15 protein-coding genes, 2 tRNA genes and 2 rRNA genes (1 of these 19 cut by a window edge) are annotated in these 23302 nt (G+C 34.3%); 15 read left to right on the forward strand and 4 right to left on the reverse strand.

What is annotated here, in order from left to right; all coding sequences use genetic code 11:
* The first annotated feature begins 40 nt into the window (after positions 1-40).
* Together DZ60_RS0110895 and DZ60_RS0110900 are read left to right on the forward strand one after the other, a co-directional pair.
* Positions 41-3712 (forward strand): metallophosphoesterase, encoded by a 3672-nt coding sequence (locus tag DZ60_RS0110895; protein ID WP_241448739.1) that lies wholly within the window; start codon positions 41-43, stop codon positions 3710-3712.
* A 73-nt stretch (positions 3713-3785) separates the two neighbouring features.
* Entirely contained in the window at positions 3786-4319 is a 534-nt protein-coding gene (locus DZ60_RS0110900) for a GNAT family N-acetyltransferase (protein WP_025742110.1), read from the forward strand.
* 14 nt (positions 4320-4333) lie between these two features.
* On the opposite strand, the gene DZ60_RS0110905 is transcribed toward DZ60_RS0110900, so the two are convergent.
* From DZ60_RS0110905 to DZ60_RS0110915, 3 genes are all read right to left on the reverse strand, one after another.
* The gene (locus DZ60_RS0110905; protein ID WP_025742111.1) at positions 4334-5182 is read right to left on the reverse strand and encodes an NHL repeat-containing protein; all 849 of its coding nucleotides are present in this window, start codon (positions 5180-5182) and stop codon (positions 4334-4336) included.
* Positions 5183-5186: 4 nt separating this feature from the next.
* Complete coding sequence (locus DZ60_RS22925) at positions 5187-5639, reverse strand: Dps family protein (protein ID WP_034229429.1); 453 nt, start codon at positions 5637-5639, stop codon at positions 5187-5189.
* A 92-nt stretch (positions 5640-5731) separates the two neighbouring features.
* A complete protein-coding gene (locus tag DZ60_RS0110915; RefSeq protein WP_025742112.1) occupies positions 5732-6286 on the reverse strand; it encodes an NUDIX hydrolase in 555 nt (184 codons plus the stop codon).
* Between the two features lie 169 nt (positions 6287-6455).
* On the opposite strand from DZ60_RS0110915, the gene DZ60_RS0110920 reads away from it, so the two are divergent.
* From DZ60_RS0110920 to acs, 7 genes are all read left to right on the forward strand, one after another.
* Positions 6456-6872 carry an IS1/IS1595 family N-terminal zinc-binding domain-containing protein gene (locus DZ60_RS0110920; protein ID WP_034229431.1) on the forward strand — a complete coding sequence of 139 codons (417 nt, stop codon included), beginning with the start codon at positions 6456-6458 and terminating at the stop codon, positions 6870-6872.
* A 124-nt stretch (positions 6873-6996) separates the two neighbouring features.
* Positions 6997-8232 carry a hypothetical protein gene (locus tag DZ60_RS0110925; RefSeq protein ID WP_025742114.1) on the forward strand — a complete coding sequence of 412 codons (1236 nt, stop codon included), beginning with the start codon at positions 6997-6999 and terminating at the stop codon, positions 8230-8232.
* A gap of 14 nt (positions 8233-8246) precedes the next feature.
* Positions 8247-8510 (forward strand): DUF4212 domain-containing protein, encoded by a 264-nt coding sequence (locus tag DZ60_RS0110930; RefSeq protein WP_025742115.1) that lies wholly within the window; start codon positions 8247-8249, stop codon positions 8508-8510.
* A 107-nt stretch (positions 8511-8617) separates the two neighbouring features.
* Complete coding sequence (locus tag DZ60_RS0110935; protein ID WP_025742116.1) at positions 8618-10408, forward strand: sodium:solute symporter family protein; 1791 nt, start codon at positions 8618-8620, stop codon at positions 10406-10408.
* 320 nt (positions 10409-10728) lie between these two features.
* Positions 10729-13413, forward strand: a complete 2685-nt coding sequence (locus DZ60_RS0110940) for a sensor histidine kinase (RefSeq protein WP_025742117.1) — start codon at positions 10729-10731, stop codon at positions 13411-13413.
* Between the two features lie 59 nt (positions 13414-13472).
* Positions 13473-13841 (forward strand): response regulator transcription factor, encoded by a 369-nt coding sequence (locus DZ60_RS0110945; RefSeq protein ID WP_025742118.1) that lies wholly within the window; start codon positions 13473-13475, stop codon positions 13839-13841.
* A 56-nt stretch (positions 13842-13897) separates the two neighbouring features.
* On the forward strand, positions 13898-15850 hold the full coding sequence (acs, locus tag DZ60_RS0110950) for an acetate--CoA ligase (protein ID WP_034229433.1): 1953 nt from the start codon (positions 13898-13900) through the stop codon (positions 15848-15850).
* Between the two features lie 237 nt (positions 15851-16087).
* On the opposite strand, the gene DZ60_RS0110955 is transcribed toward acs, so the two are convergent.
* Positions 16088-17176 (reverse strand): M42 family metallopeptidase, encoded by a 1089-nt coding sequence (locus tag DZ60_RS0110955; RefSeq protein WP_025742120.1) that lies wholly within the window; start codon positions 17174-17176, stop codon positions 16088-16090.
* A gap of 103 nt (positions 17177-17279) precedes the next feature.
* Between DZ60_RS0110955 and DZ60_RS0110960 the strand changes: the two genes are divergently transcribed.
* The 6 genes from DZ60_RS0110960 to DZ60_RS0110985 all read left to right on the forward strand — a co-directional run.
* Entirely contained in the window at positions 17280-17996 is a 717-nt protein-coding gene (locus DZ60_RS0110960) for a DUF4294 domain-containing protein (RefSeq protein ID WP_025742121.1), read from the forward strand.
* Between the two features lie 197 nt (positions 17997-18193).
* Positions 18194-19039 carry a hypothetical protein gene (locus DZ60_RS0110965; protein ID WP_025742122.1) on the forward strand — a complete coding sequence of 282 codons (846 nt, stop codon included), beginning with the start codon at positions 18194-18196 and terminating at the stop codon, positions 19037-19039.
* Positions 19040-19868: 829 nt separating this feature from the next.
* A 16S ribosomal RNA gene (locus DZ60_RS0110970) occupies positions 19869-21390 on the forward strand.
* Positions 21391-21554: 164 nt separating this feature from the next.
* Positions 21555-21628: transfer RNA gene (locus DZ60_RS0110975), tRNA-Ile, on the forward strand.
* Between the two features lie 108 nt (positions 21629-21736).
* Positions 21737-21810 (forward strand) — tRNA-Ala (locus DZ60_RS0110980).
* A gap of 230 nt (positions 21811-22040) precedes the next feature.
* Positions 22041-23302: ribosomal RNA gene (locus DZ60_RS0110985) — 23S ribosomal RNA — on the forward strand (it continues 1558 nt past the right edge of the window).
* Together the 16S and 23S rRNA genes with 2 tRNA genes alongside form the textbook arrangement of a ribosomal RNA operon.

A 23302-nucleotide genomic window follows, 5' to 3' on the forward strand; every position in this document is an offset into this window, starting at 1 on the left:
TTCAAAAATGATTAAATATACTAAGATTTCCACTTTCGCTATGGCATTATTATTTGCCTCTTGTGCTACGTATCAACCTCAATATGAAGTTAAAAGTAATGATCAAAAACTACCTCAAAAAGAAATAGAAAAATCCTTTTTCCTCATAGGAGATGCAGGCAACGCAGAGATAAATGAAAGTACTGAAGGGCTAAGTCTATTGACTAAAGTATTGGATACGACACAATCAAAAGACGATTATTTGATATTCTTGGGAGATAATATTTACCCCGAAGGAATGCCTCAAAAGGAGTCTGCCGCTAGGGCATTGTCCGAACATAGGATTAATGCGCAAATTGAAGCTCAGGAAAGTTTTGATGGGACTACAATTTTTATTCCGGGAAATCATGATTGGTATGCTAATGGTGTAGAGGGATTGAGACGACAAGAAAAATATGTGGTAAAAGAAATGAAACGAAAGGATTCTTTTTTACCAGCAAAAGGATGCCCTTTAGAAAGTATAGAAGTAAGTGATAAAATTCACTTACTTGTTTTGGATACGCAATGGTATCTCGCCAATTGGGATAAGAATCCGACTATTAATGATAATTGTGATATCAAAACTCGCAATAAATTCTTTCTCGAAATAGAAGGAGAGTTAAAAAAGCATAGTAAGAAAACGATTGTAGTGGCTATGCATCACCCAATGTTTACTTATGGACCTCATGGCGGGAAATTTAGTTTTGACAAACATATTTTTCCATCAAAAAAGAAAATTCCATTGCCTATTTTGGGTTCACTTGTTGCTCTAATGAGATCACAGGGAGGAGTGACTACTCAAGATATTTCTAATAAGCATTATAATTCATTAATGAGGAGATTATCGATAATGACGCAAGGTATGGATAGGGTTGTTTTTGTCTCAGGACATGAGCATTCTTTACAGTACATTGATAGTGAACAGGGTAAGCAGATTGTGTCAGGTTCGGGATCAAAGGTTTCGGCAGTTTCTTTAGGTAAAGATGGCCTGTTCTCGTATCCTGGTCAGGGTTTCTCTGTGCTTGATATATATAGAGATGGATCCTCTTCTGTACGATTTTATGCAAATGAAAAAGGAACTCCTAAGATTGTGTATCAAACAGAAGTTCATAGTAAAGAAGAACCTTATTCTTATAATACAGTTTCTCGATCTTTTAACAGAGATACACTTTCATCTATTTACGACAAAAAAGAGGTCGAAAAGTCAAAATTTTATACCTCTTTATGGGGAGACCATTACAGATACGTTTACGGTACTGACATAAACGCTCCTATTGCTACTCTTGATACATTAATGGGTGGATTTACGGTGGATAGACAAGGCGGAGGCCAAGTAACGAGGTCTTTACGTATTCTTGATAAAGAAGGTAAGCGTTATAGTTTGAGAGCCATGAGAAAGAGTAGTTCTCAATTTTTACAAAAAGGAGCTTTTAAAAATACATATATCGGAGATGGTTTTGATGATACAGTTACAGAAGGGGTTCTCTCGGATTTTTATACTTCTAGTTACCCATACGCATTTTTGGCAGTGGGCCCTCTTGCAAAGGCAATAGGAGTTTATCATACGAATCCCAGTATCTACTATATTCCTAAGCATCCGGCTTTAAAAGAGTTTAATGAAAATTTCGGAAATGAACTTTATTTTCTCGAAGAGCGTCCAGGAAAAGAACATAAAGAAGAAGTGTCATTTGGTTCACCTGATGATATCGAAAGTACAGATGATATGCTGAGTAATCTAAGAAAAGATGAAAAATATAAAATTGACGAAGAAAACTACATAAGGACAAGATTGTTTGATATGATTCTTGGTGATTGGGATCGCCATTCTGATCAATGGCGCTGGGCACGATTTGATAACCAAAAAGAGAGTCTTTATAGGCCTATACCCAGAGATCGTGATCAGGTATTTTCTAATTATGATGGTATAATTTTGGATATCGTAAAATTTATAGTTCCATTAGCACGTAAGTTTCAGGTATATGATAGTGATTTGGATAAAGTACGATGGATAAATACTTCAGGAATACCCTTGGATATGGCATTAATTCAAAATTCAGGAAAAGATGTATGGACTCAACAAGCTCAATATATTAAGGAGAATATATCTGATGCAGTTATAGAGAAAGCATTTGCAAGACTCCCAAAGGAAGTTCAGGATGATACAGTAGAACAAATAAAAGAAAACCTAAAGTCTAGAATTAACAATATAGAAGATATCGCAGAGCGCTATTATGAATACTTCTCTAGACATGCTATTATAACAGGAACCGATAAAGATGATCTGTTCGAAATTGTAAGAACAGATAATAGTACAGATATTAAAGTATCCAGAATCAAAGGTAAATCAAAGAACCCTCCCTTTATTAAAAGAACCTTTTCGTCTAATGAAACCAAAGAAATTTGGATATATGGACTAGATGATGATGATACGTTTGTTGTAAAAGGTAGCGGAATCAATCCTATAAAAATTCGAATAGTAGGAGGGCAAAATAATGATGTTTATACAATTGAAAATGGAAAAAAAATAAAACTATACGATCATAAATCTAAGAAGAATACCGTAAAAAAGAAGGGGAACGCAAAATATATAAAGAGTGATATTTATGATTATAATGTCTATGATTACCATAAATTTATTAGTAAGACAAATACCATAGCTCCTTTTATAGGCTTTAATCCAGATGATGGTATGAACATAAATGTAAGCGATACTTATACTATTAATGGATTTAAAAATTCACCCTATCATAGTAAACATATTTTCGGAGCAGCGTATTATTTTCAGACAGAAGGATATGACTTATCGTATTCAGGTGAGTTTATCAAAGCTATTGGAAACTGGAATTTTCTTATGGATGCTAAATATACCAGCGAGAATTTTGCACAAAACTTCTTTGGATACGGTAATAATACCAAGAATTTTGACGAAGATTTAGGAATGGATTATAATAGAGTAAAAACCGGAATCTGGTTTTTTGGTATTGGTGCTTCTAGTAAAAATCAATACGGGAGTGAGTTTTCTATAACTACAGGGTTTCAAGGGGTCGAGGTTCAAGATACACAAGATAGATTTATAACTTCTGGACTTGGTTTCATCACATCAGATTCGAGTTTTTTTGATAGAAAGTATTTCACAAATTTGGATGTAGTCTATAGCTTTGAAAGCTATGATAATGCTATAAACCCCACACGCGGAATGTTTTTTAACCTAAAAGTTGGAGCTAATATGAACATAGAAGATGCAGACAGAACTTTTGGATATATACATCCCAGATTAGGTTTTTATAATGCTATAACACGAAACCGAAAGTTAGTGCTAAAAACTGATGCTATGGCAGAAATTAATGTTGGTGATAGTTTTGAGTTTTATCAAGGAGCGAATCTAGGAGGAACCAAAGGACTACGAGGATATCGAGAAGAGCGATTTACAGGAGAAAGTGCATTGGCAATAAGTAACGATTTGCGATATAGTTTCAATAAGTTTAAGACAGGGTTATTGCCATTGCAATTAGGTGTGTTTACAGGGTACGATATTGGTCGTGTTTGGTTAGATGGAGAGGATTCTGATATATGGCATGATTCCTTTGGAGGCGGTATGTGGATTAATGCAATTGATGCAATAGGAGGGCAATTAGGAGTGTTTAGTAGTGATGATGGGTTACGCTTCACATTCGGACTGGGGCTAGATTTTTAAAAAATAAACATGCTGAGAAATTTATATTCATAAAACTTATTAATAAGATTAATTTGTATCAAGTCATCATAATGTGGATAAAGAATTAATTACAAAAAACCTTACACTTAGTTATACGCAAGAATCTGACCTAGAAGATGTTCATGAGTTGCATTCGATACCCGAAGTTGACCAATATAATACTCTCGGAATTCCTACGAATATTCATGTGACATCAGTGTATCTAGACGAGTGGATAGAGAACCGCAAGCGAAGAACTCAATTTGTATTTAGCATTAGACTAAAATCAACAGACCAATTTATAGGATTGATGGCTATAACAAAAAGTCATTACAAATATCAAAAAGGAGAAGTTTGGTATAAATTACATCCATCGTTTTGGGGTAATGGATATGCAACAGAGGCATTAAAAAGGCTAGTTGAATTTGGATTTGAGACATTAAATTTACATAGGATAGAGGCAGGGTGCGCAGTAGAAAATATAGGGTCAATAAAAGTTTTAGAGAAAGTAGGTATGATTAGGGAAGGAAGAAGACGAGAAAATTTGCCGCTCAAATCAGGTTGGTCAGATAATTATGATTATGGGATACTGCGTGATGAGTTTTAAGTTTTTTTGAATAATTACTTCAAAGTATATTCATATAAAGTAGCTTTTTTATTTCCTGTCTTTTCATCAGTAATTAGTAAAGTAGTATCGTTTTTAAAACACACACCTTCTTTTTGTGAGTAATGATGTAATTTGATTTTTTTTATGGTCGCATTTTCTAATCCGTTTTGATCAAAATTCTTGAGTAGATAAACATAATCATGAGTTAGAAGTACGATTTTATTCTCAGAGGCATTAATTGAGGCTGCCGTAATCATACATTTTTTTGATGAATCACATAATTCGAATGAGGTAATGAGTTTGGCAACATGTTTACCTGGTTTAGTTGATAGTTTATAAACTTTAGTGGTTCCCGATGATTTTTTTGATCTATTTTTTGTGAATAAGTAGAGACTTTTATTCAAGTGAATAAAAGCCTCTACATCAAAGTTTAAGTTCTTTTTTTTAGGAGGAAAATCTTTTTGATCTTCATAACTATACTTTATTTTAGAAACATTTATTTGATTAGATAAAAGATTGGAAACTTTATAAATAACCAAATTTTTTCTGTCATTAGCATTATTACCAAAATCCCCAATATATAACGTATTGTTTTTATCCAAAGCTAAATCCTCCCAGTCAATATTTTTACTTTCAGGAACCTTAATTTTCTTCTTTATTTCTCCATTATTATTAAGACAAAAAACGGTATTACTATTTCCCGAATCATTAATAGCAAACAGGGTCTTATCAGATGACTTAACAATACCTGAGATTTCATTAAGGGATTTTGATAGATCATTTACCTTAATTAACTGCGAATTACTTTTTTTTTGACAGCTTATATTAAAGCTAATAAAAATAATAAGATAATAAAGTTTCAAAGGTTTACTTTTTTTGGTTCCATGCATTAAGCATCCAGCTTACTTTTTCTAATTCTCCTATGTACGTTCCTGTGATATCTAGAGTTCCATCATCTCCAGCTTCATCTGCAGAAGCAGTAACTAGTTTTAATTGATGCAGCAACGCATTGTGATCTTCTAAAATTTCTGAGACCATTTCATGATCTTTCAAAGTTGTATTAGCTTCTTTGATGTTAGATAATTTTAAGTAAGAACTAAAATTACTTTCTGGATTGCCTCTTAGAGTCAGTATTCTTTCTGCAATTTCATCAATTTTGAGCTTAGCATCTTCATATAATTCCTCAAATTTTGAGTGTAACTCAAAAAAATGAGGCCCAGTAATATTCCAATGAAAATTGCGTAGTTTTTGATAGTATAAGTGATAATCAGAGAGTAATATGTTCAATGTTTTAATAGTTTCTTGATTCGTTTTTTTCATAATATTATTATTGGTTGTCAATTTACAATGTAAAGGTATTTGAGTTAAAACTAACTATATTAAAATTCCAATAGTAAGATACAATGAGAGTATTATCGTAATTGATTTTTGATTTCTTTAAGAATCCATTCAAAATACAATATATCATGCGGAACATACTTCTTTTTTTTTTCAGAATCTCTGATCTCAGATTCGAATATAGAAATAGGGATCAGTGCAATATCAGAAACTTCTTCTTCCTGAAGGGTAAGTTTCTGGGTTGAATGTTTTAATTCAGCAATGAATATATGGTGGAATTCATTATCTAAGAGATCGGGTTTTGGTTTTTTCTCTGACAAGTGAGTGCCAATAAATATTAAATCCTTTTTTGATATAGACAGCCCAATTTCTTCTTTAACTTCTCTAATCGCAGAATTTTCTACAGTTTCTCCAGAACCAATATGACCTGCGACCGAAATATCCCATAAATTCGGAAAAGTATCTTTATCAACAGCCCTTTTTTGTAGAAGAATATTATGGTCCTTTGTAAAAAACCATACATGAATACTTGTATGGTATAGCCCCATTTTATGGGCTTCAGACTTTAAACAGACTTCTCCGGTTGAAATTCCATCTTTATTATATATGTCTATAAGTTCATCTTGCATTATAGTTTCTAAGATAGTTTTATTTGGTTTTTATTTACTAAAAAGAATGTAAAAAAAATAAATCAACAATAAAATAAGTAAAAAAATATCATAATTATAATTTATTAATTAGTTTATTGATATATTTATATTGCTAAAATGATATATTTATGCAAATATACTATAGTTAATGATACGTGCTTGTCCAAATTGTGGTTCTTCTAAGTACATAAAAAGCGGTGTAATTGATCTACGGCAGCGTTATCGTTGCAAAGAGTGTAATTATTATTTTACAGTAAACAAGCTGGGTAAAAGAATTGATGACTACTATGTTAATAAAGCTTTGCAACTGTATTTAGAGGGATTGTCTTATAGAGAGATTGAGCGTATTTTAGGGATTTCTCATGTGAGTGTCATTAATTGGGTGAAAAAATATAATATCAAAAGACCGTTTAATTCTGAATATCATCCTACATACAAAATTCTTAATGCATCAGAACTAGCTAATTATTTTCAATCTTCAGAAAATATTAAAGGAGCCGGAGTAATTGTTACTGAGCTTGGTGATAAGTTTATGCTTATAAAATGGGAACGCTTTAGAGAATAACTATAGTAATTAGCATATAACTATAGTTATTTTTATGAATCACTGTAATTTTTAGACTTTTATAAGGTGCACACAGCTACGCAAGTAGTACAATCATTATTAATTTAATCAAATTCTTTAATTTATGAAAAAGCTCGTATTGCTACTTCTATTAAGTAGTTTTTTGATACCATGTGTTGCATTTTCTCAAGGATCCCCAGACTATACAGGAGGGTTAAAGGTCAAACTTAACGAAGATGGATCAAAATATTTTAGGGTTATTTCTTGGGCCCAATTTTGGGCACAACACAATAGCGAAGCCGAAGAGGGAACTAGTAAGACAAATTTTAGTATCCGTAGAGCACGAGTATTAATGTTTTCGCAGATAACTAGCAATTTTTTGATTCTAACACATTTTGGACTTAACAGTCTTAATGCAAATAATCTTTCTCCTGTAGGAACCGGAGAAAATTCACAACTTTTTTTGCATGCAACGTGGGGGCAGTGGAGCCTTGGGACCGATCATGCAATAGGAGCAGGGCTTCATTATTGGAATGGAATCTCACGTTTAAACAACCAAAGTACGCTTAATATGATGACGCTCGATAATAATAGAGAATCATGGGCTACAATTGGGTTATCTGATCAATTTGCTAGACACATCGGTGTTTATGCCAAAGGGAAATTAGGCAAACTGCAATATAGAGTTTCTATAAACGAATCATTGACTAATACATTGCAAGCAGGTACAGTTCCTGATTCTGAAGCACCGGTGTATACGGGAAGAGAATTGCTAGGCTCTGAGGAAGCAGGAAAAAACTTTGCAGGATATTTTGACTACAATTTCCTAGATCAGGAATCAAACTTCTTACCGTATAAAGTTGGATCTTACATCGGAGGAAAAAAAGTATTTAATATAGGTGCAGGATTCTTTTTTCATCCAAATGGAAGTGTTTTTGCTAATACAGATGGTACTTTAGAAGGAGAAGACGTGGCAATATTTGCAATTGACGCTTTTTATGATGCCCCAATTGGTCAAAATGGCTCTGCTATTACAGCCTATGCGACGTATCAGAATAATGATTATGGTACTGATTATAGTTTAGGATTAGGAGGTACTTATGCAACCGGGTCTATGATTTACGGACATGTTGGTTACGTTATTCCCAATGATAATAAGAAGGTGAAGTTTCAACCGTATGTATCTTATAACACACGATCAATTGATTTTAATGATACTAATGAATCTGTTTTGGGTATTGGGGGTAACGCCTACTTAAGTGGTCATAATTCTAAAATTAGTATTGAATACATGAATACAAAATTAGGTGATGCAGATGCACAAGGTCTCATCACTCTGCAAGCAATGATTTATCTCTAAAAATTTTAAATAATATGTCAGAAAAACAAAAAAATGCCAGTGCTTACTGGAAAGAAAACCTGAAATACTTATTTGTTTTACTTGCTATTTGGTTTACCGTATCCTATGGGGCAGGAATTCTTTTCAAAGATGCTTTGAACCAGATTCATATAGGAGGTTTTCCTCTGGGCTTTTGGTTTGCCCAACAAGGTTCAATTTATGTATTTGTTATCCTAATCTTTGTATACGTTCGGTTAATGAATAAGCTAGATAAAAAGTATGGCTATGATAAGGATTGACAAAAATTCTTATGATAACATTACTTAGGCTAAATAAAACTATTTGAAAAAAAATAGGCAAGTAAACAGATTGTTAAAGAAATATAAATAACTAAAATAATAATACTATGAGTGTTCAAATATGGACGTATATTCTAGTAGGGGTAACCTTTGCTTTATATATAGGAATTGCAATATGGTCTAGGGCAGGCTCAACAAAAGAATTTTATGTGGCAGGTGGAGGAGTTTCCCCATTGGCCAATGGCATGGCTACAGCGGCTGATTGGATGAGTGCTGCATCATTTATCTCTATGGCTGGTATTATAGCCTTTGCAGGATATGATGGCGCAGTATACTTAATGGGTTGGACAGGTGGATATGTGCTATTAGCTTTATTATTAGCTCCTTATCTTAGGAAATTTGGTAAATTTACGGTTCCTGACTTTATTGGAGATCGCTACTATTCTAAGACGGCAAGATCCGTTGCTGTTTTCTGTGCACTTCTAGTGTCCTTTACATATGTAGCCGGACAAATGAGAGGTGTAGGGATTGTATTTTCACGATTTCTAGAAGTAGATATTAATACTGGTGTAATAATAGGTATGATTATCGTTCTATTTTATGCTGTATTGGGTGGCATGAAAGGAATTACATATACACAGGTAGCACAATATTGTGTTTTGATTTTTGCTTTTATGGTGCCTGCAATCTTTATTTCAATTCAGATGACAGGCAATCCGATTCCGCAATTAGGGTTTGGGGGAACTGTAAATGATGGCTCTGGGGTATACCTTTTAGAAAAATTAGACGGATTAAGTACAGAGTTAGGGTTTTCTGCATATACCGATGGGTCTAAGTCTATACTTGATGTGTTTGCAATAACACTTGCTTTAATGGTAGGAACAGCAGGTTTACCACATGTTATTGTAAGGTTTTTCACGGTAAAACGTGTAAAAGATGCTCGTAAATCAGCAGGTTATGCACTCTTACTTATCGCAATATTGTATACAACTGCACCAGCTGTAGCAGTATTTGCAAAAACTAATCTTATTGAGTCTGTCCAAAATAAACAATACGCAGACCTACCAGCTTGGTTTAAGAATTGGGAAGATACTGGTTTATTAGGATGGACCGACAAAAATGGAGATGGCAAAGTACAATATACTAATGGTCATTCAGTAAAAGGAAATAAAAACAAACCCATTTTTGATGGTAAAAATAGAGGAGATAAAGGAGAGCGTGTTATCACTAACGTTAATGCAGCTACAAAGAATGAATTGTTTGTTGATAGAGATATTATGGTATTGGCGAATCCTGAGATTGCGAATCTTCCTAATTGGGTAATAGCTCTTGTAGCAGCAGGAGGATTAGCTGCAGCTCTATCAACGGCCGCAGGATTATTATTAGTAATTTCTTCGTCTGTATCTCATGATTTAATAAAAAAAATGATTAAGCCTAATATTTCTGAAAAAGGTGAACTTATTGCCGCACGTCTTTCTGCAGTAGCAGCTGTATGTGTTGCTGGATACTTTGGAATTAATCCACCTGGTTTTGTTGCAGCAGTTGTAGCCTTGGCTTTTGGATTAGCTGCAGCATCATTCTTCCCAGCAATAGTATTAGGAATATTTTATAAGAAAATGAATAAAGAAGGAGCAATAGCAGGTATGGTCATAGGTATTTTATGTATGCTTCTCTATATGATCAAATATAAATTGGGTTGGTTCGATGAAACACTTCCTCCCTCTAGTGAATGGTGGTTTGGTATTTCTCCAGAAGGATTTGGAGCTATTGCCATGATTATCAATTTTGTTGTTTCATTAGTGGTAAGTAAGTTTACAGCAGAACCGCCTCATGATGTTCAAGAAATTGTTGAGCATATTAGAATACCAAGTGGTGCAGGTGAAGCCACTGGACATTAATTTACTTTTTATTAAACCTCACAAGTCTATAGACTTGTGAGGTTTAATAAAAAAAGTTTATTAGAAAATGAGTTTTTGTAAATTACCTGTAAATCAAAGTTATAGTATAATTCGTGTTTAAAATATTGTATTTATGAAAAAGCGCCATCAACAAAAATTAGTTGTGCTATCACTTGTACTATTATTTTTATTTAATATTCCACTGATTTTTATGTTTAATCATTCAGGGAATATTTTTGGTTTTCCTGTGTTATACTTTTTCATTTTTCTGATTTGGGGAGTTTCAATCATTATTTCTTTTGTAATTCTGAAACGATTTTATGAGTAGTTATATATTGATAATAATCATTATTGTATACTTATTGTTTTTGTTCGGAGTTGCATTTTGGGCAGAAAAAAAAGCAAAAAGATCATGGATTACAAATCCATACGTGTACACACTATCATTAGCTGTTTATTGTTCTGCTTGGACATATTATGGAAGTGTAGGAATTGCTGCAACTTCGGGAGTTAGTTTTTTAACTACATATTTAGGTCCTGTGATCGCCGCTCCTTTATGGGTTATCATACTCAATAAGATTATTAGAATTTCTAAACAACATAAAGTGTCTAGTATTGCAGACTTTATATCACTTCGATACGGAAATGATCGCTTTTTGGGGGCATTAGTTACACTCATATGTATAATAGGAATTGTTCCCTATATATCACTACAGCTTAAAGCTGTTTCTGAAACATTTGATATTATTTCGGGGCGTTTTACTAATGTATCACAAACAATATTTAATGACTCTACATTTTATATTGCAGTTTTAATGGCAGTTTTTGCGGCATTTTTTGGAACAAGAACTACAGATGCTACAAAACGAAAACAAGGAATAGTTTTTTCTGTTGCCTTAGAATCAGTAATAAAATTGATTTTCTTTCTGGTCGTCGGTGTTTATGTTACTTACTATCTCTATGACGGAACCATTGATATATATGATAAAATGTCAAGTACAGAGAATTTTGCATCTCTAATAGGGTTTGATACACTCGAATCGGGTGTTAATTGGTATTTTATGATGTTTTTATCATTTTTGGCCATCTTTTTGTTACCGAGGCAATTTCATTTATCGGTAATAGAGAATACAAATGAAAATCATCTCAAAACAGCAATTTGGCTTTTTCCTTTATACCTTTTATTGTTTAATGTTTTTGTTGTTTTTATTGCTTGGGGAGGAAAGTTAAGTTTTGGAGATTTTGCTAATCCAGATTACTATTCATTATTACTTCCTTTAGATAACGGGCATGTCTTTCTTGCTACCTTGGTTTTTTTAGGAGGTTTTTCTGCCGTGATTTCTATGGTGGTAGTATCTACATTAGCATTGTCTACAATGTTAAGTAACAATTTAATCATTCCGTATGGTTTTTTAGATAAATTCAGTAGGAGCCATCCAGAACGTAATGCTAATTATATTAAGAATATCCGTAGAATTTCTATTTTTTGTCTGATTTTAGGAGCGTATTTTTTTTACATTAATTTTAATATTCAATTGTCATTATTTGCCATTGGTCAACTATCTTTTGTGATCATTGCGCAATTAGCTCCTTCATTTTTTATAGGTCTTTTTTGGAACCGAGGTTCTTCTAGAGCAGCAAAAACAGGAATAATAGTTGGTACTTTAATAACTACGTACACTTTGGTTTTACCATTTGTACTTGATACTATTTTTGGATACACAGGTTTTATAATTTCGGGGCCTTTTAAAATAGAATTATTAAAGCCTTACGCCATATTTGGGATTGACTTTTTAAATCCGGTTACACATGCTTTTTTTTGGAGTATGTTTGCTAATATCGGAACATATTTAATTATTTCTCTGGTGTTTAAAGGGAATTATAGAGAGCGTAATTATGGTGAAATGTTTGTTAACAGTAATTATAATTCTTTACAAGAAAATGCATTTGTTTGGAAAGGTGAGGCTTATGTTTCTGATATTCGTAGCGTCTTAAAAAGGTTTCTAGGTAAAGAAAGGACAGACCGAGCATTGGATTTATTTTATCTTAAGTATGACCTTCCTAAGGATAATGAAAAAGCAGATGCAAGACTAATTAATTTTTCAGAAAAACTATTGACAGGAAATATAGGGAGTGCATCTTCTAGAATATTAATATCAAGTGTTGTAGAAGAACAGCCTATTAGTCTTGTCGAAGTGTTGGAAATTCTTGAAGAAAACAAGAAAACCTTGTCCACCAATAAATTTTTAAAACAGAAGTCAGAAGAATTAACAAAGCTTACTGATGAGTTAAAAGAGGCAAATGAAGAACTTAAAGATCAAGATAAACTCAAAAATGAATTCTTGGATACTGTAGCGCATGAATTAAAAACACCTATTACATCAATTATGGCAGCCTCAGAGGTGCTAATTGATAATGGAGATATGGTAGATGAACTTAGAATACAATTTTTGGATAATATTCTTAAAGATTCAGAACGCTTGTCTAAACTTATTCATAATATCTTAGATCTTGAAAAATTAGCTTCAGGAAGAGAGTTGCTAGATAAAAAGGTCAATACTATCGATGCTACGATAAAAAAAGCTATATCAGGAATATATACAATAGCAGAAAAAAGAAATATAACGATCAAAATAAGGGAATCAGTAGCAGGACTTTCAGCTAGATATGACGAGGATCGAATTTTACAAGTACTAACAAATTTACTGTCAAATGCAATAAAGTTTGTTGATGACGAAAAGGGAATTGTAGAAATTTCTTATAAGAATACAGAAGATTTTGTTCAAATAATTGTGGTTGATAATGGAAAAGGAGTTCCAAAAGAGGATATGAAATATATTTTTGATAAATTTTACCAATCAAAAAATCAAAATACTAAAAAACCCTTGGGTAGTGGTTTCGGCTTAGCGATTAGTAGGCAAATTATAGAAGGACACAAAGGAAGTATTTGGATAGATAAAAATTATCAACAAGGAGCTCGTTTTATTATAGAAATTCCAAGATAATGAGATGCTTTGTATTTAAGAAAAAGAATAAGAAAAAAGAATAAGAAAAAAGAAAAAGTTTGAATAAGAAAAAGATTGTTATTGTAGATGATGAGCCTAATATTGTCATGTCATTAGAATTTACATTCAAAAAAAATGATTATGAAGTTTTTATAGCTCGTGATGGAAGTGAGGCTATTGATATTTTGAAGTCTCAAATACCAGATATTGTGCTTTTGGATATTATGATGCCAAATGTAGATGGATATCAAACATTAAAGTATATAAGGTCAAATGAAAGCACTAAGAATATTAAAGTAATTTTTTTAACAGCAAAAAATAAAGTGTCAGATATTGAAAAAGGACTCAAAATGGGAGTAGATAAATACCTTACTAAGCCATTTTCGATAAAAAAAATAGTGGAAGAGGTAAATGAACTAATAAAATAATATAAGTATTAACTACTATTTATTAAAAGAATAAAAAATATTAAAACACACAGATCATGAAAATAAGAGACACCCTACAATTACGTTCTTTTGCAGAGTATAAGGAAGCATATCAAGAAAGTATAACTAATCCTGAGAAATTTTGGGATGCTGTTGCTGAGAAGTTTTATTGGCATAAGCGTTGGGATAAGACCTTAGAATGGGACTTTACTAAACCAGAAGTAAAATGGTTTCAAGGCGGACAATTGAATATTACCGAGAATTGTTTAGATAGACATTTAGAGAAACTAGGTAATAAGACGGCAATTATATGGGAGCCTAATGATCCTGATGAAGAATCTCGTCATATTACGTATCGTCAACTTTTTGTAAAAGTAAGCCATTTTGCCAATGTACTTAAGAATAATGGAATTAAAAAAGGGGATAGGGTCTGTTTATACATGCCAATGATACCAGAATTGGCAATAGCAATGTTGGCGTGTGCAAGGATAGGAGCTGTGCATTCTATTGTGTTTGCTGGGTTTTCTAGTACGGCTATTGCAAGTAGAATTAATGATTCTCAATGCAAAATGTTGATTACTGCAAATGAGGTATATAGGGGTAAAAAACCTGTTAAACTAAAAGAAATGTGTGATGAAGCATTACAAGAAACACCATCAATAGAAACCGTTATCGTATATCGAAGAACTGTTGAAGAGACACCAATGCAAGAAGGAAGGGATAAATTTTGGTTTGATGAATTGCAAAAGGTAACAAAGGACTGTCCGGCAGAAGTTATGGATGCAGAAGACTTATTGTTTATTTTATATACCTCGGGATCTACAGGTAAACCCAAGGGGATGGTGCATACTATAGGCGGGTATATGGTATACACTACATATACATTTGCAAATGTATTTCAATGTGATCATATTGCGTCATCGGCTACACCGTCAAATAAAAAGTATGATGGAGATGTCTATTGGTGTACCGCTGATATTGGTTGGATTACAGGACATTCGTATATTATTTATGGACCTCTGGCAGCAGGAGCAACAACTGTAATGTTCGAAGGGATACCCAGTTATCCTGATTACGGTCGTTTTTGGGAAATCTGTGATAAACTAAATGTAACCCACTTTTATACAGCTCCTACAGCAATTAGGGCACTAGCCAAACAACCTTTAGATTTAGTAAATGAGCATGACCTGTCATCCTTAAAAGTTTTGGGTTCAGTAGGAGAACCTATTAATGAAGAAGCATGGCATTGGTATAATGATAATATAGGAAAAGGTAATTCTCCGATTGTTGATACTTGGTGGCAAACCGAAACAGGAGGGATAATGATTTCTCCAATGGCAGGAATTACACCAACACGCCCGACATTTGCCACTTTACCATTACCTGGGATACAACCAGTACTTATGGATGAAGAAGGTAAAGAGATTCAATTTAAATCAGAAAAGTCCGAAGGACGTTTAGCGATTAAGTTTCCATGGCCATCAATGGCAAGAACGATATATGGAGACCATCAGCGCTACAAAGACGTGTATTTTTCTACCTATAATAATAAATATTTTACAGGGGATGGTGCTTATCGAGATGCAAGTGGTAACTTTAGGATTACAGGGAGAGTAGATGATGTTGTTATCGTTTCAGGACATAACTTAGGAACGGCACCTATAGAAAATGCAATTAATGAACATCTTGCTGTTGCAGAATCTGCAATTGTCGGCTTTCCTCATGATATTAAAGGAACTGCACTCTATGCATATGTAACGCTGCATGATAATCAAAAAATTAGTGATGGTTTAATATCAGAAATTAGGGATCAAGTATCCAAAACTATTGGGCCAATAGCCAAACCAGATAAAGTACAATTTGTTCAAGGTCTTCCTAAAACAAGAAGTGGTAAGATAATGAGACGAATCCTAAGGAAAATAGCCTCAAAAGATACAGCTAATCTAGGAGATACATCAACATTATTAAATCCGGATGTTGTTCAGGAAATAATGGATAATGTGATTTAGGAGATGTAAAGTTGTTTTAATAAAATACCCTTCAATGGTTAGAGCAACCATTGAAGGGTATTTTATTATCTACAAAAATGTGGTTATGCTTTTTTATGAAGTATTTTCCTTATTAAAATTGAAAAGCAACTTATAAGAATTCTAATATTTTGTCTTCTTATTTATAATGAAAATGTGAGAACAATTGTGTTTTTGGTTATAAAATTAAACACCTTTTTGCACAGTACAAACCATTAATTATTCAAAATAACTAAAGGTATCACCCGATTTAATTTTTAGTAAACTTTCATAAATCAACTTAATCACATTTTCTACATCATCTTTATGTACCATTTCTACTGTGGTATGCATATATCTCAGTGGTAATGATATCAGGGCAGAGGCTACACCACCATTACTATAGGCAAACGCATCTGTATCTGTTCCTGTCATTCTACTTGATGCCATACGCTGGAATGGAATTTTTTTATCATCGGCTGTAGAAATGAGAAGCTCTCTAAGTCTGTTTTGAACTGCCGGAGCATAAGAAATCACAGGTCCATCTCCAATTTTGGTTTCTCCTTGAGTTTTTTTCTCAATCATAGGAGTAGTAGTATCGTGGCAAACATCTGTAACAATAGCTACATTAGGTTTTATAGTTTGCGTAATCATTTCTGCTCCCCGAAGTCCAATTTCTTCCTGAACAGAATTAGTGATATACAGGCCAAAAGGTAACTTGTTTTTATTTTCTTTTAATAAACGAGCGACTTCAGCAATCATAAATCCTCCCATTCGATTATCAAGAGCACGGCAAACAAATTTATTTTTATTTAAAACAAAGAATTCATCAGGATATGTTATTACACAGCCAACATGAACACCTAGTTTTAGGACCTCTTCTTTTGTAGAGCAACCAACATCAATACATATATTTTCTAGTGTCGGAGCTTGCTCTTTTGACCCTTTTCTAGTATGAATAGCTGGCCAACCAAAAACACCTTTAACAATTCCTTTTTTTGTATGAATATTAACACGCTTTGAAGTTGCAATTTGGTGATCACTACCTCCATTCCTAATAACATAAATAAGACCATTATCGGTAATGTAATTTACATACCAAGATATTTCATCTGCATGACCTTCGATTACAACTTTATACTTCGCCTTAGGATTGATAACACCTACAGCCGTTCCGTACGTATCAGTTATAAATTCGTCGACATACGGTTTTAAGTATTCCATCCATATTTTTTGACCCTCCCATTCATATCCGGTAGGAGCAGGGTTATTTAAATATTTTTCAAGAAAAGTAAGAGACTTTTTATTTAAAATGCTTTTTTTTGCCATTATATTGTTTTGATGCTAAAATAATAATATTCACAATGTTTTAATAGTTTGCAATAGCTTAATTATTAATTTTGGAATTATTTTAGTGGTTTCATATTATATTATGCTAAAACGTTTATTATATACGGTCCTTTTATTATTCTCAGTATATGGGGTATCTCAAAATACTGATCAAGAAGAAATAAATACATCAAAAATTGATAGTACCGGTTTTGTGCAATATTATATAATAGATGGTGATACAATTCCTCGTGAATCTATAGATCTTGATGAAGTAATTATTCTCGGACGTTTGAGTTTTAAGGACAAGTTAGCAAGAAGAAAATATCTTATTCTTAGACGAAAAACAAAAAAAGTATATCCCTATGCAAAGTTGGCAGCAGATCGGCTCACTACGCTAAATGAACGATTAGAAAATATAGAATCAAAAAAGAAGAAAAAAAAATACATAAAAATTCTCCAGAAATATATGGAAGAGGAGTTTACTGCAGAACTCAAGAAACTTACTCGTACAGAAGGTCAGATATTAGTTAAACTAATTTATCGTCAAACTGGTAAAACTATGTTCGAATTAGTAAAAGAATATAGAAGTGGCTGGAGAGCCTTTTGGTATAATAATACAGCTAAATTATTTAGTATCTCTCTCAAAGAAAAATATGACCCGATCAATGTAGAAGAAGATTATTGGATCGAAGATATATTACAACGAAGTTTTCAAGCAAATACATTAAAAGAACAGAAATCAGCGTTAGATTTTAGTTTCTATGATCTTAGAAATAAATGGTCTAATACCGCAGAATTGAATACCCTAAAGAATTAGTGTTGGCCTTAGTTGTAGTTTCAATATTTTTGTTCACAACAAAATAGATCACTTTTTTGATAAAAAATACAACCCCATAGTATTTTTAGATTGTTTTTACTGGTTTTCTTAGTAGTAGATTTTTTACGCTAGGGTCCGAGAACATATTCTATCAAATTTATGTGTAACTTTAGTAATACATCTTAAAACATTGTGGTATGTCGTTAGTAAAAGCAACAAACTCGAATGCAAAACGTATCTTATACTCTTATGTTACGTCTCTTTTGTTCTTTATAGTATCATTAGGGTATTGCTATTTTATTTTAAGAATATCTCAATATCATTATGTTTTTGAGATTTTAATAGCAATTGTTTTTCCTTTGGTTGGATCTCGATTCTTTAAGAAAGCCGACAACTGGCCGGATATGAAAAGACTTATTTTATTAGAAACAGGTTTTAATATCTTATGTATTATTTCAAAAGTAACAGATGACTTGCAAGTAGATTGGGGAGTTTTATTGAGTTGGATGTTTGCAATTTTTTTCTTTTTTCAGACTTTTGGATTTTTAATATCCCAAGTAAAAAAGAAAAAGTACAAATGTTTGCCTTCCTCTATATTAATGGGGATTGCTCTTGTATTTTGGTTTTTTGATAGTTTAGGGGAGAAGACTATTGTAACAGGTAATGGTGAAGTTCAATTTTGGGGAGGAAATGCTCCCATGTATTTACAGGTTATGTATGTCTTTTGGGTATCTAATGTTTTTCTCATAGAGTTTAGACAATATTTGCCTAAAGCCACAATGTACCTTGCACATGCAGCGACTGTGGTGATAGCTCTTATGTCAAATGAGTTTTTTCATGCTAGAATTTTGACCGCCAGTAACTTGTTCGTGTTAAACTTGATAATTGTTTACAAATCGATGGACTGGAATGGTCGATATTTTTCGGTTATTCCTAGTCTCGCAGTATTTAAAGACGATAGTCATTGGGTAACACGTGTTTTTCCAATGATAATGAATATAGGTTGCGTTCTAGCTTTACTTTATGGTTTATTTATTGTTTAGAATAAATAACCTTATATAATAAAACCAAGTATATAGTTTTATGTTTAGTTTTTATAAAAAACACTTTACAATTTAATTTATTTTAGTATCTTCGTTTTCTATCTTTTTTAAATTCAGGTTTTTATAAGCCCTGATGTAAAATCCATAACAACAAAGTGGTGTTTGTTCTTTTAAAGTTGAGGTTTGGGCGCTGTAGAATTTTTTTTTTGTAAGCGTATTGAAACTAAGGCTTTTGAAAATAAAGGTGTGTTTTTTTAAAATTTATTCTTGAAAAAGTCTTGTCAAGAAGAAAAGAGTTCTATATTTGCACCCGCAAAACGGGGTTATTGTTTTGTTACGTTCATTGAGAATTGGTTTATTTTTTTGTTTTTGATTTAGGGATAAAAAAAGTTATTATTTATCAAAAAAAGTCTTGTTAGAATTAAAAAGGGTTGTATGTTTGCGCCCCGATAAAAACGGGTTTTATTTTTGAGGGTTGATTTTTTTTAGGGTCAGAAAAAATAAAAAAAATAAATTAAGAAAAAGCTTGTTAGAATTAAAAAGGGTTGTATATTTGCATCCGCTTAGCCAAACAAGCAAGTTCATTAAAATAATTAGATTGGTTTGTTAGCTTATTTTTAAGTTAGTTTAGGGTTCGATTCCTTAGGTAGTATCAATAATTTTCGGAGTTACTTTTAAGTGATTATGGGGATTAAGAAAGTTCATAGACATATTGATTGACAGCGCGTATTTTACTAGAGATAGTAAATACAAAGAATAAAGACTAGAAACATCAAAGAGATACGATTATAATTCCTATTGTATTGTTTAGAATAATATTTAAGACAACACGATGAAGAGTTTGATCCTGGCTCAGGATGAACGCTAGCGGCAGGCTTAACACATGCAAGTCGAGGGGTAACATTAGTGCTTGCACTAGATGACGACCGGCGCACGGGTGCGTAACGCGTATAGAACCTACCTTGTAGTAAGGGATAGCCCAGAGAAATTTGGATTAATACCTTATAGTATCATTAGAATGCATGTTTTGATGATTAAAGATTTATTGCTATAAGATGGCTATGCGTTCTATTAGCTAGTTGGTATGGTAACGGCATACCAAGGCTACGATAGATAGGGGTCCTGAGAGGGAGATCCCCCACACTGGTACTGAGACACGGACCAGACTCCTACGGGAGGCAGCAGTGAGGAATATTGGACAATGGAGGCAACTCTGATCCAGCCATGCCGCGTGTAGGAAGACTGCCCTATGGGTTGTAAACTACTTTTATAGAGGAAGAAACCGCAATACGTGTATTGCTCTGACGGTACTCTACGAATAAGGATCGGCTAACTCCGTGCCAGCAGCCGCGGTAATACGGAGGATCCAAGCGTTATCCGGAATCATTGGGTTTAAAGGGTCCGTAGGCGGGTTTGTAAGTCAGTGGTGAAAGTTTTCGGCTTAACCGGAAAATTGCCATTGATACTGCAAGTCTTGAATTATTGTGAAGTGGTTAGAATGTGTAGTGTAGCGGTGAAATGCATAGATATTACACAGAATACCGATTGCGAAGGCAGATCACTAACAATTAATTGACGCTAAGGGACGAAAGCGTGGGTAGCGAACAGGATTAGATACCCTGGTAGTCCACGCCGTAAACGATGGTTACTAGCTGTTTGGACTTCGGTCTGAGTGGCTAAGCGAAAGTGATAAGTAACCCACCTGGGGAGTACGTTCGCAAGAATGAAACTCAAAGGAATTGACGGGGGCCCGCACAAGCGGTGGAGCATGTGGTTTAATTCGATGATACGCGAGGAACCTTACCAGGGCTTAAATGTAGATTGACAGGTTTAGAGATAGACTTTTCTTCGGACAATTTACAAGGTGCTGCATGGTTGTCGTCAGCTCGTGCCGTGAGGTGTCAGGTTAAGTCCTATAACGAGCGCAACCCCTGTTGTTAGTTGCCATCGAGTAATGTCGGGAACTCTAACAAGACTGCCGGTGCAAACCGTGAGGAAGGTGGGGATGACGTCAAATCATCACGGCCCTTACGTCCTGGGCCACACACGTGCTACAATGGTAGGTACAGAGAGCAGCCACTGGGTGACCAGGAGCGAATCTATAAAGCCTATCACAGTTCGGATCGGAGTCTGCAACTCGACTCCGTGAAGCTGGAATCGCTAGTAATCGGATATCAGCCATGATCCGGTGAATACGTTCCCGGGCCTTGTACACACCGCCCGTCAAGCCATGGAAGCTGGGAGTACCTGAAGTCCGTCACCGTAAGGAGCGGCCTAGGGTAAAACTGGTAACTGGGGCTAAGTCGTAACAAGGTAGCCGTACCGGAAGGTGCGGCTGGAACACCTCCTTTCTAGAGAAAGACGATATAATAAGGAAGTATTTTCTGGTTGTTTTTAGTTTTTAAGCTGTTGATTAATAAATTTTTTTAGTATTGAGTACGGAGTATTAAGTATTAGGTATAGGTTTTTAGATTATTTCTAAGTTCTCATTACAAATTACTCACTACTATAAAGAAGTCTCATAGCTCAGCTGGTTAGAGCGCTACACTGATAATGTAGAGGTCGGCAGTTCGAGTCTGCCTGAGACTACAAGTAAGTTCATTAAGACATATTGAAAGGAAATTCTAGAAGATAGAGTTTAATACACATTAAGATGTAAGGCTAAATTCTAATTTAGGATTTGTTTTGACATATAATGGGGGATTAGCTCAGCTGGCTAGAGCGCCTGCCTTGCACGCAGGAGGTCATCGGTTCGACTCCGATATTCTCCACAATTCTTTAGATATAAGGATTGATAGTTTTTAAAACACAGGATTCATGATATGAAAAAAAGTTTTAAGATCATTGATTTTATATTGTTATTAAAGGAAAACGTTCATTGACATATTGATTAAAAAATACGAGCACATAAATTTATTTATGTGATAAAAAAAGAGGTTTATAATTATTTAGTTACTTTATAATTATAGACAAAAACTAAAAGAGCAAGTTAAAGCAAGACGCATAAGCTAATTAAGGGCGTATGGGGAATGCCTAGGCTCTCAGAGGCGATGAAGGACGTGATAAGCTGCGAAAAGCTACGGGGACAGGCACATACTGATTGATCCGTAGATATCCGAATGGGGCAACCCAGCATATTGAAGATATGTTATCCTTTCGAGGAGGCGAACCCGGAGAACTGAAACATCTAAGTACCCGGAGGAGAAGAAAACAAAAGTGATTCCGTTAGTAGTGGCGAGCGAACGCGGATTAGCCCAAACCATTGTTGTTACGGCAATAATGGGGTTGTAGGACTACGATATGATTTGTGTAATGAATTAGAATTAGTTGGAAAGCTAAGCCAAAGACAGTGATAGCCTGGTATAAGTAAAGATCATAAATTTAGTAGTATCCTGAGTAGTGCGGGACACGTGTAATCCTGTATGAATCTGGCGGGACCATCCGTTAAGGCTAAATACTCCTGAGAGACCGATAGTGAACCAGTACCGTGAGGGAAAGGTGAAAAGAACCCTGAATAAGGGAGTGAAAAAGATCCTGAAACCATACGCTTACAAGCGGTCGGAGCCTTTATAGGTGACGGCGTGCCTTTTGCATAATGAGCCTACGAGTTACTTTTACTAGCAAGGTTAAGCACTTCAGGTGCGGATCCGTAGCGAAAGCGAGTCTGAATAGGGCGCATAAGTTAGTAGTAGTAGACGCGAAACCGTGTGATCTACCCTTGGGCAGGTTGAAGCTTTGTTAACCCAAAGTGGAGGACCGAACCCGTTGACGTTGAAAAGTCTTGGGATGACCTGAGGGTAGGGGTGAAAGGCCAATCAAACTCGGAAATAGCTCGTACTCCCCGAAATGCATTTAGGTGCAGCGTATACATAGTTTTATAGAGGTAGAGCTACTGATTGGATGCGGGGGCTTCACCGCCTACCAATTCCTGACAAACTCCGAATGCTATAAAATGTTTGTATGCAGTGAGGGCATGGGTGCTAAGGTCCATGTCCGAGAGGGAAAGAACCCAGACCATCAGCTAAGGTCCCTAAATATATGTTAAGTTGAAAAAACGAGGTTGAACTGCTTAGACAGCTAGGATGTTGGCTTGGAAGCAGCCATTCATTTAAAGAGTGCGTAACAGCTCACTAGTCGAGCGGTTCGGCATGGATAATAATCGGGCATAAACATATTACCGAAGCTATGGACAGATTTATCTGTGGTAGGGGAGCATTGTAGTGGCGTTGAAGGTGAGAGGCGATTCTTGCTGGAGCAGCTACA

This window comes from Aquimarina pacifica (assembly GCF_000520955.1).
GTDB lineage: Bacteria > Bacteroidota > Bacteroidia > Flavobacteriales > Flavobacteriaceae > Aquimarina > Aquimarina pacifica.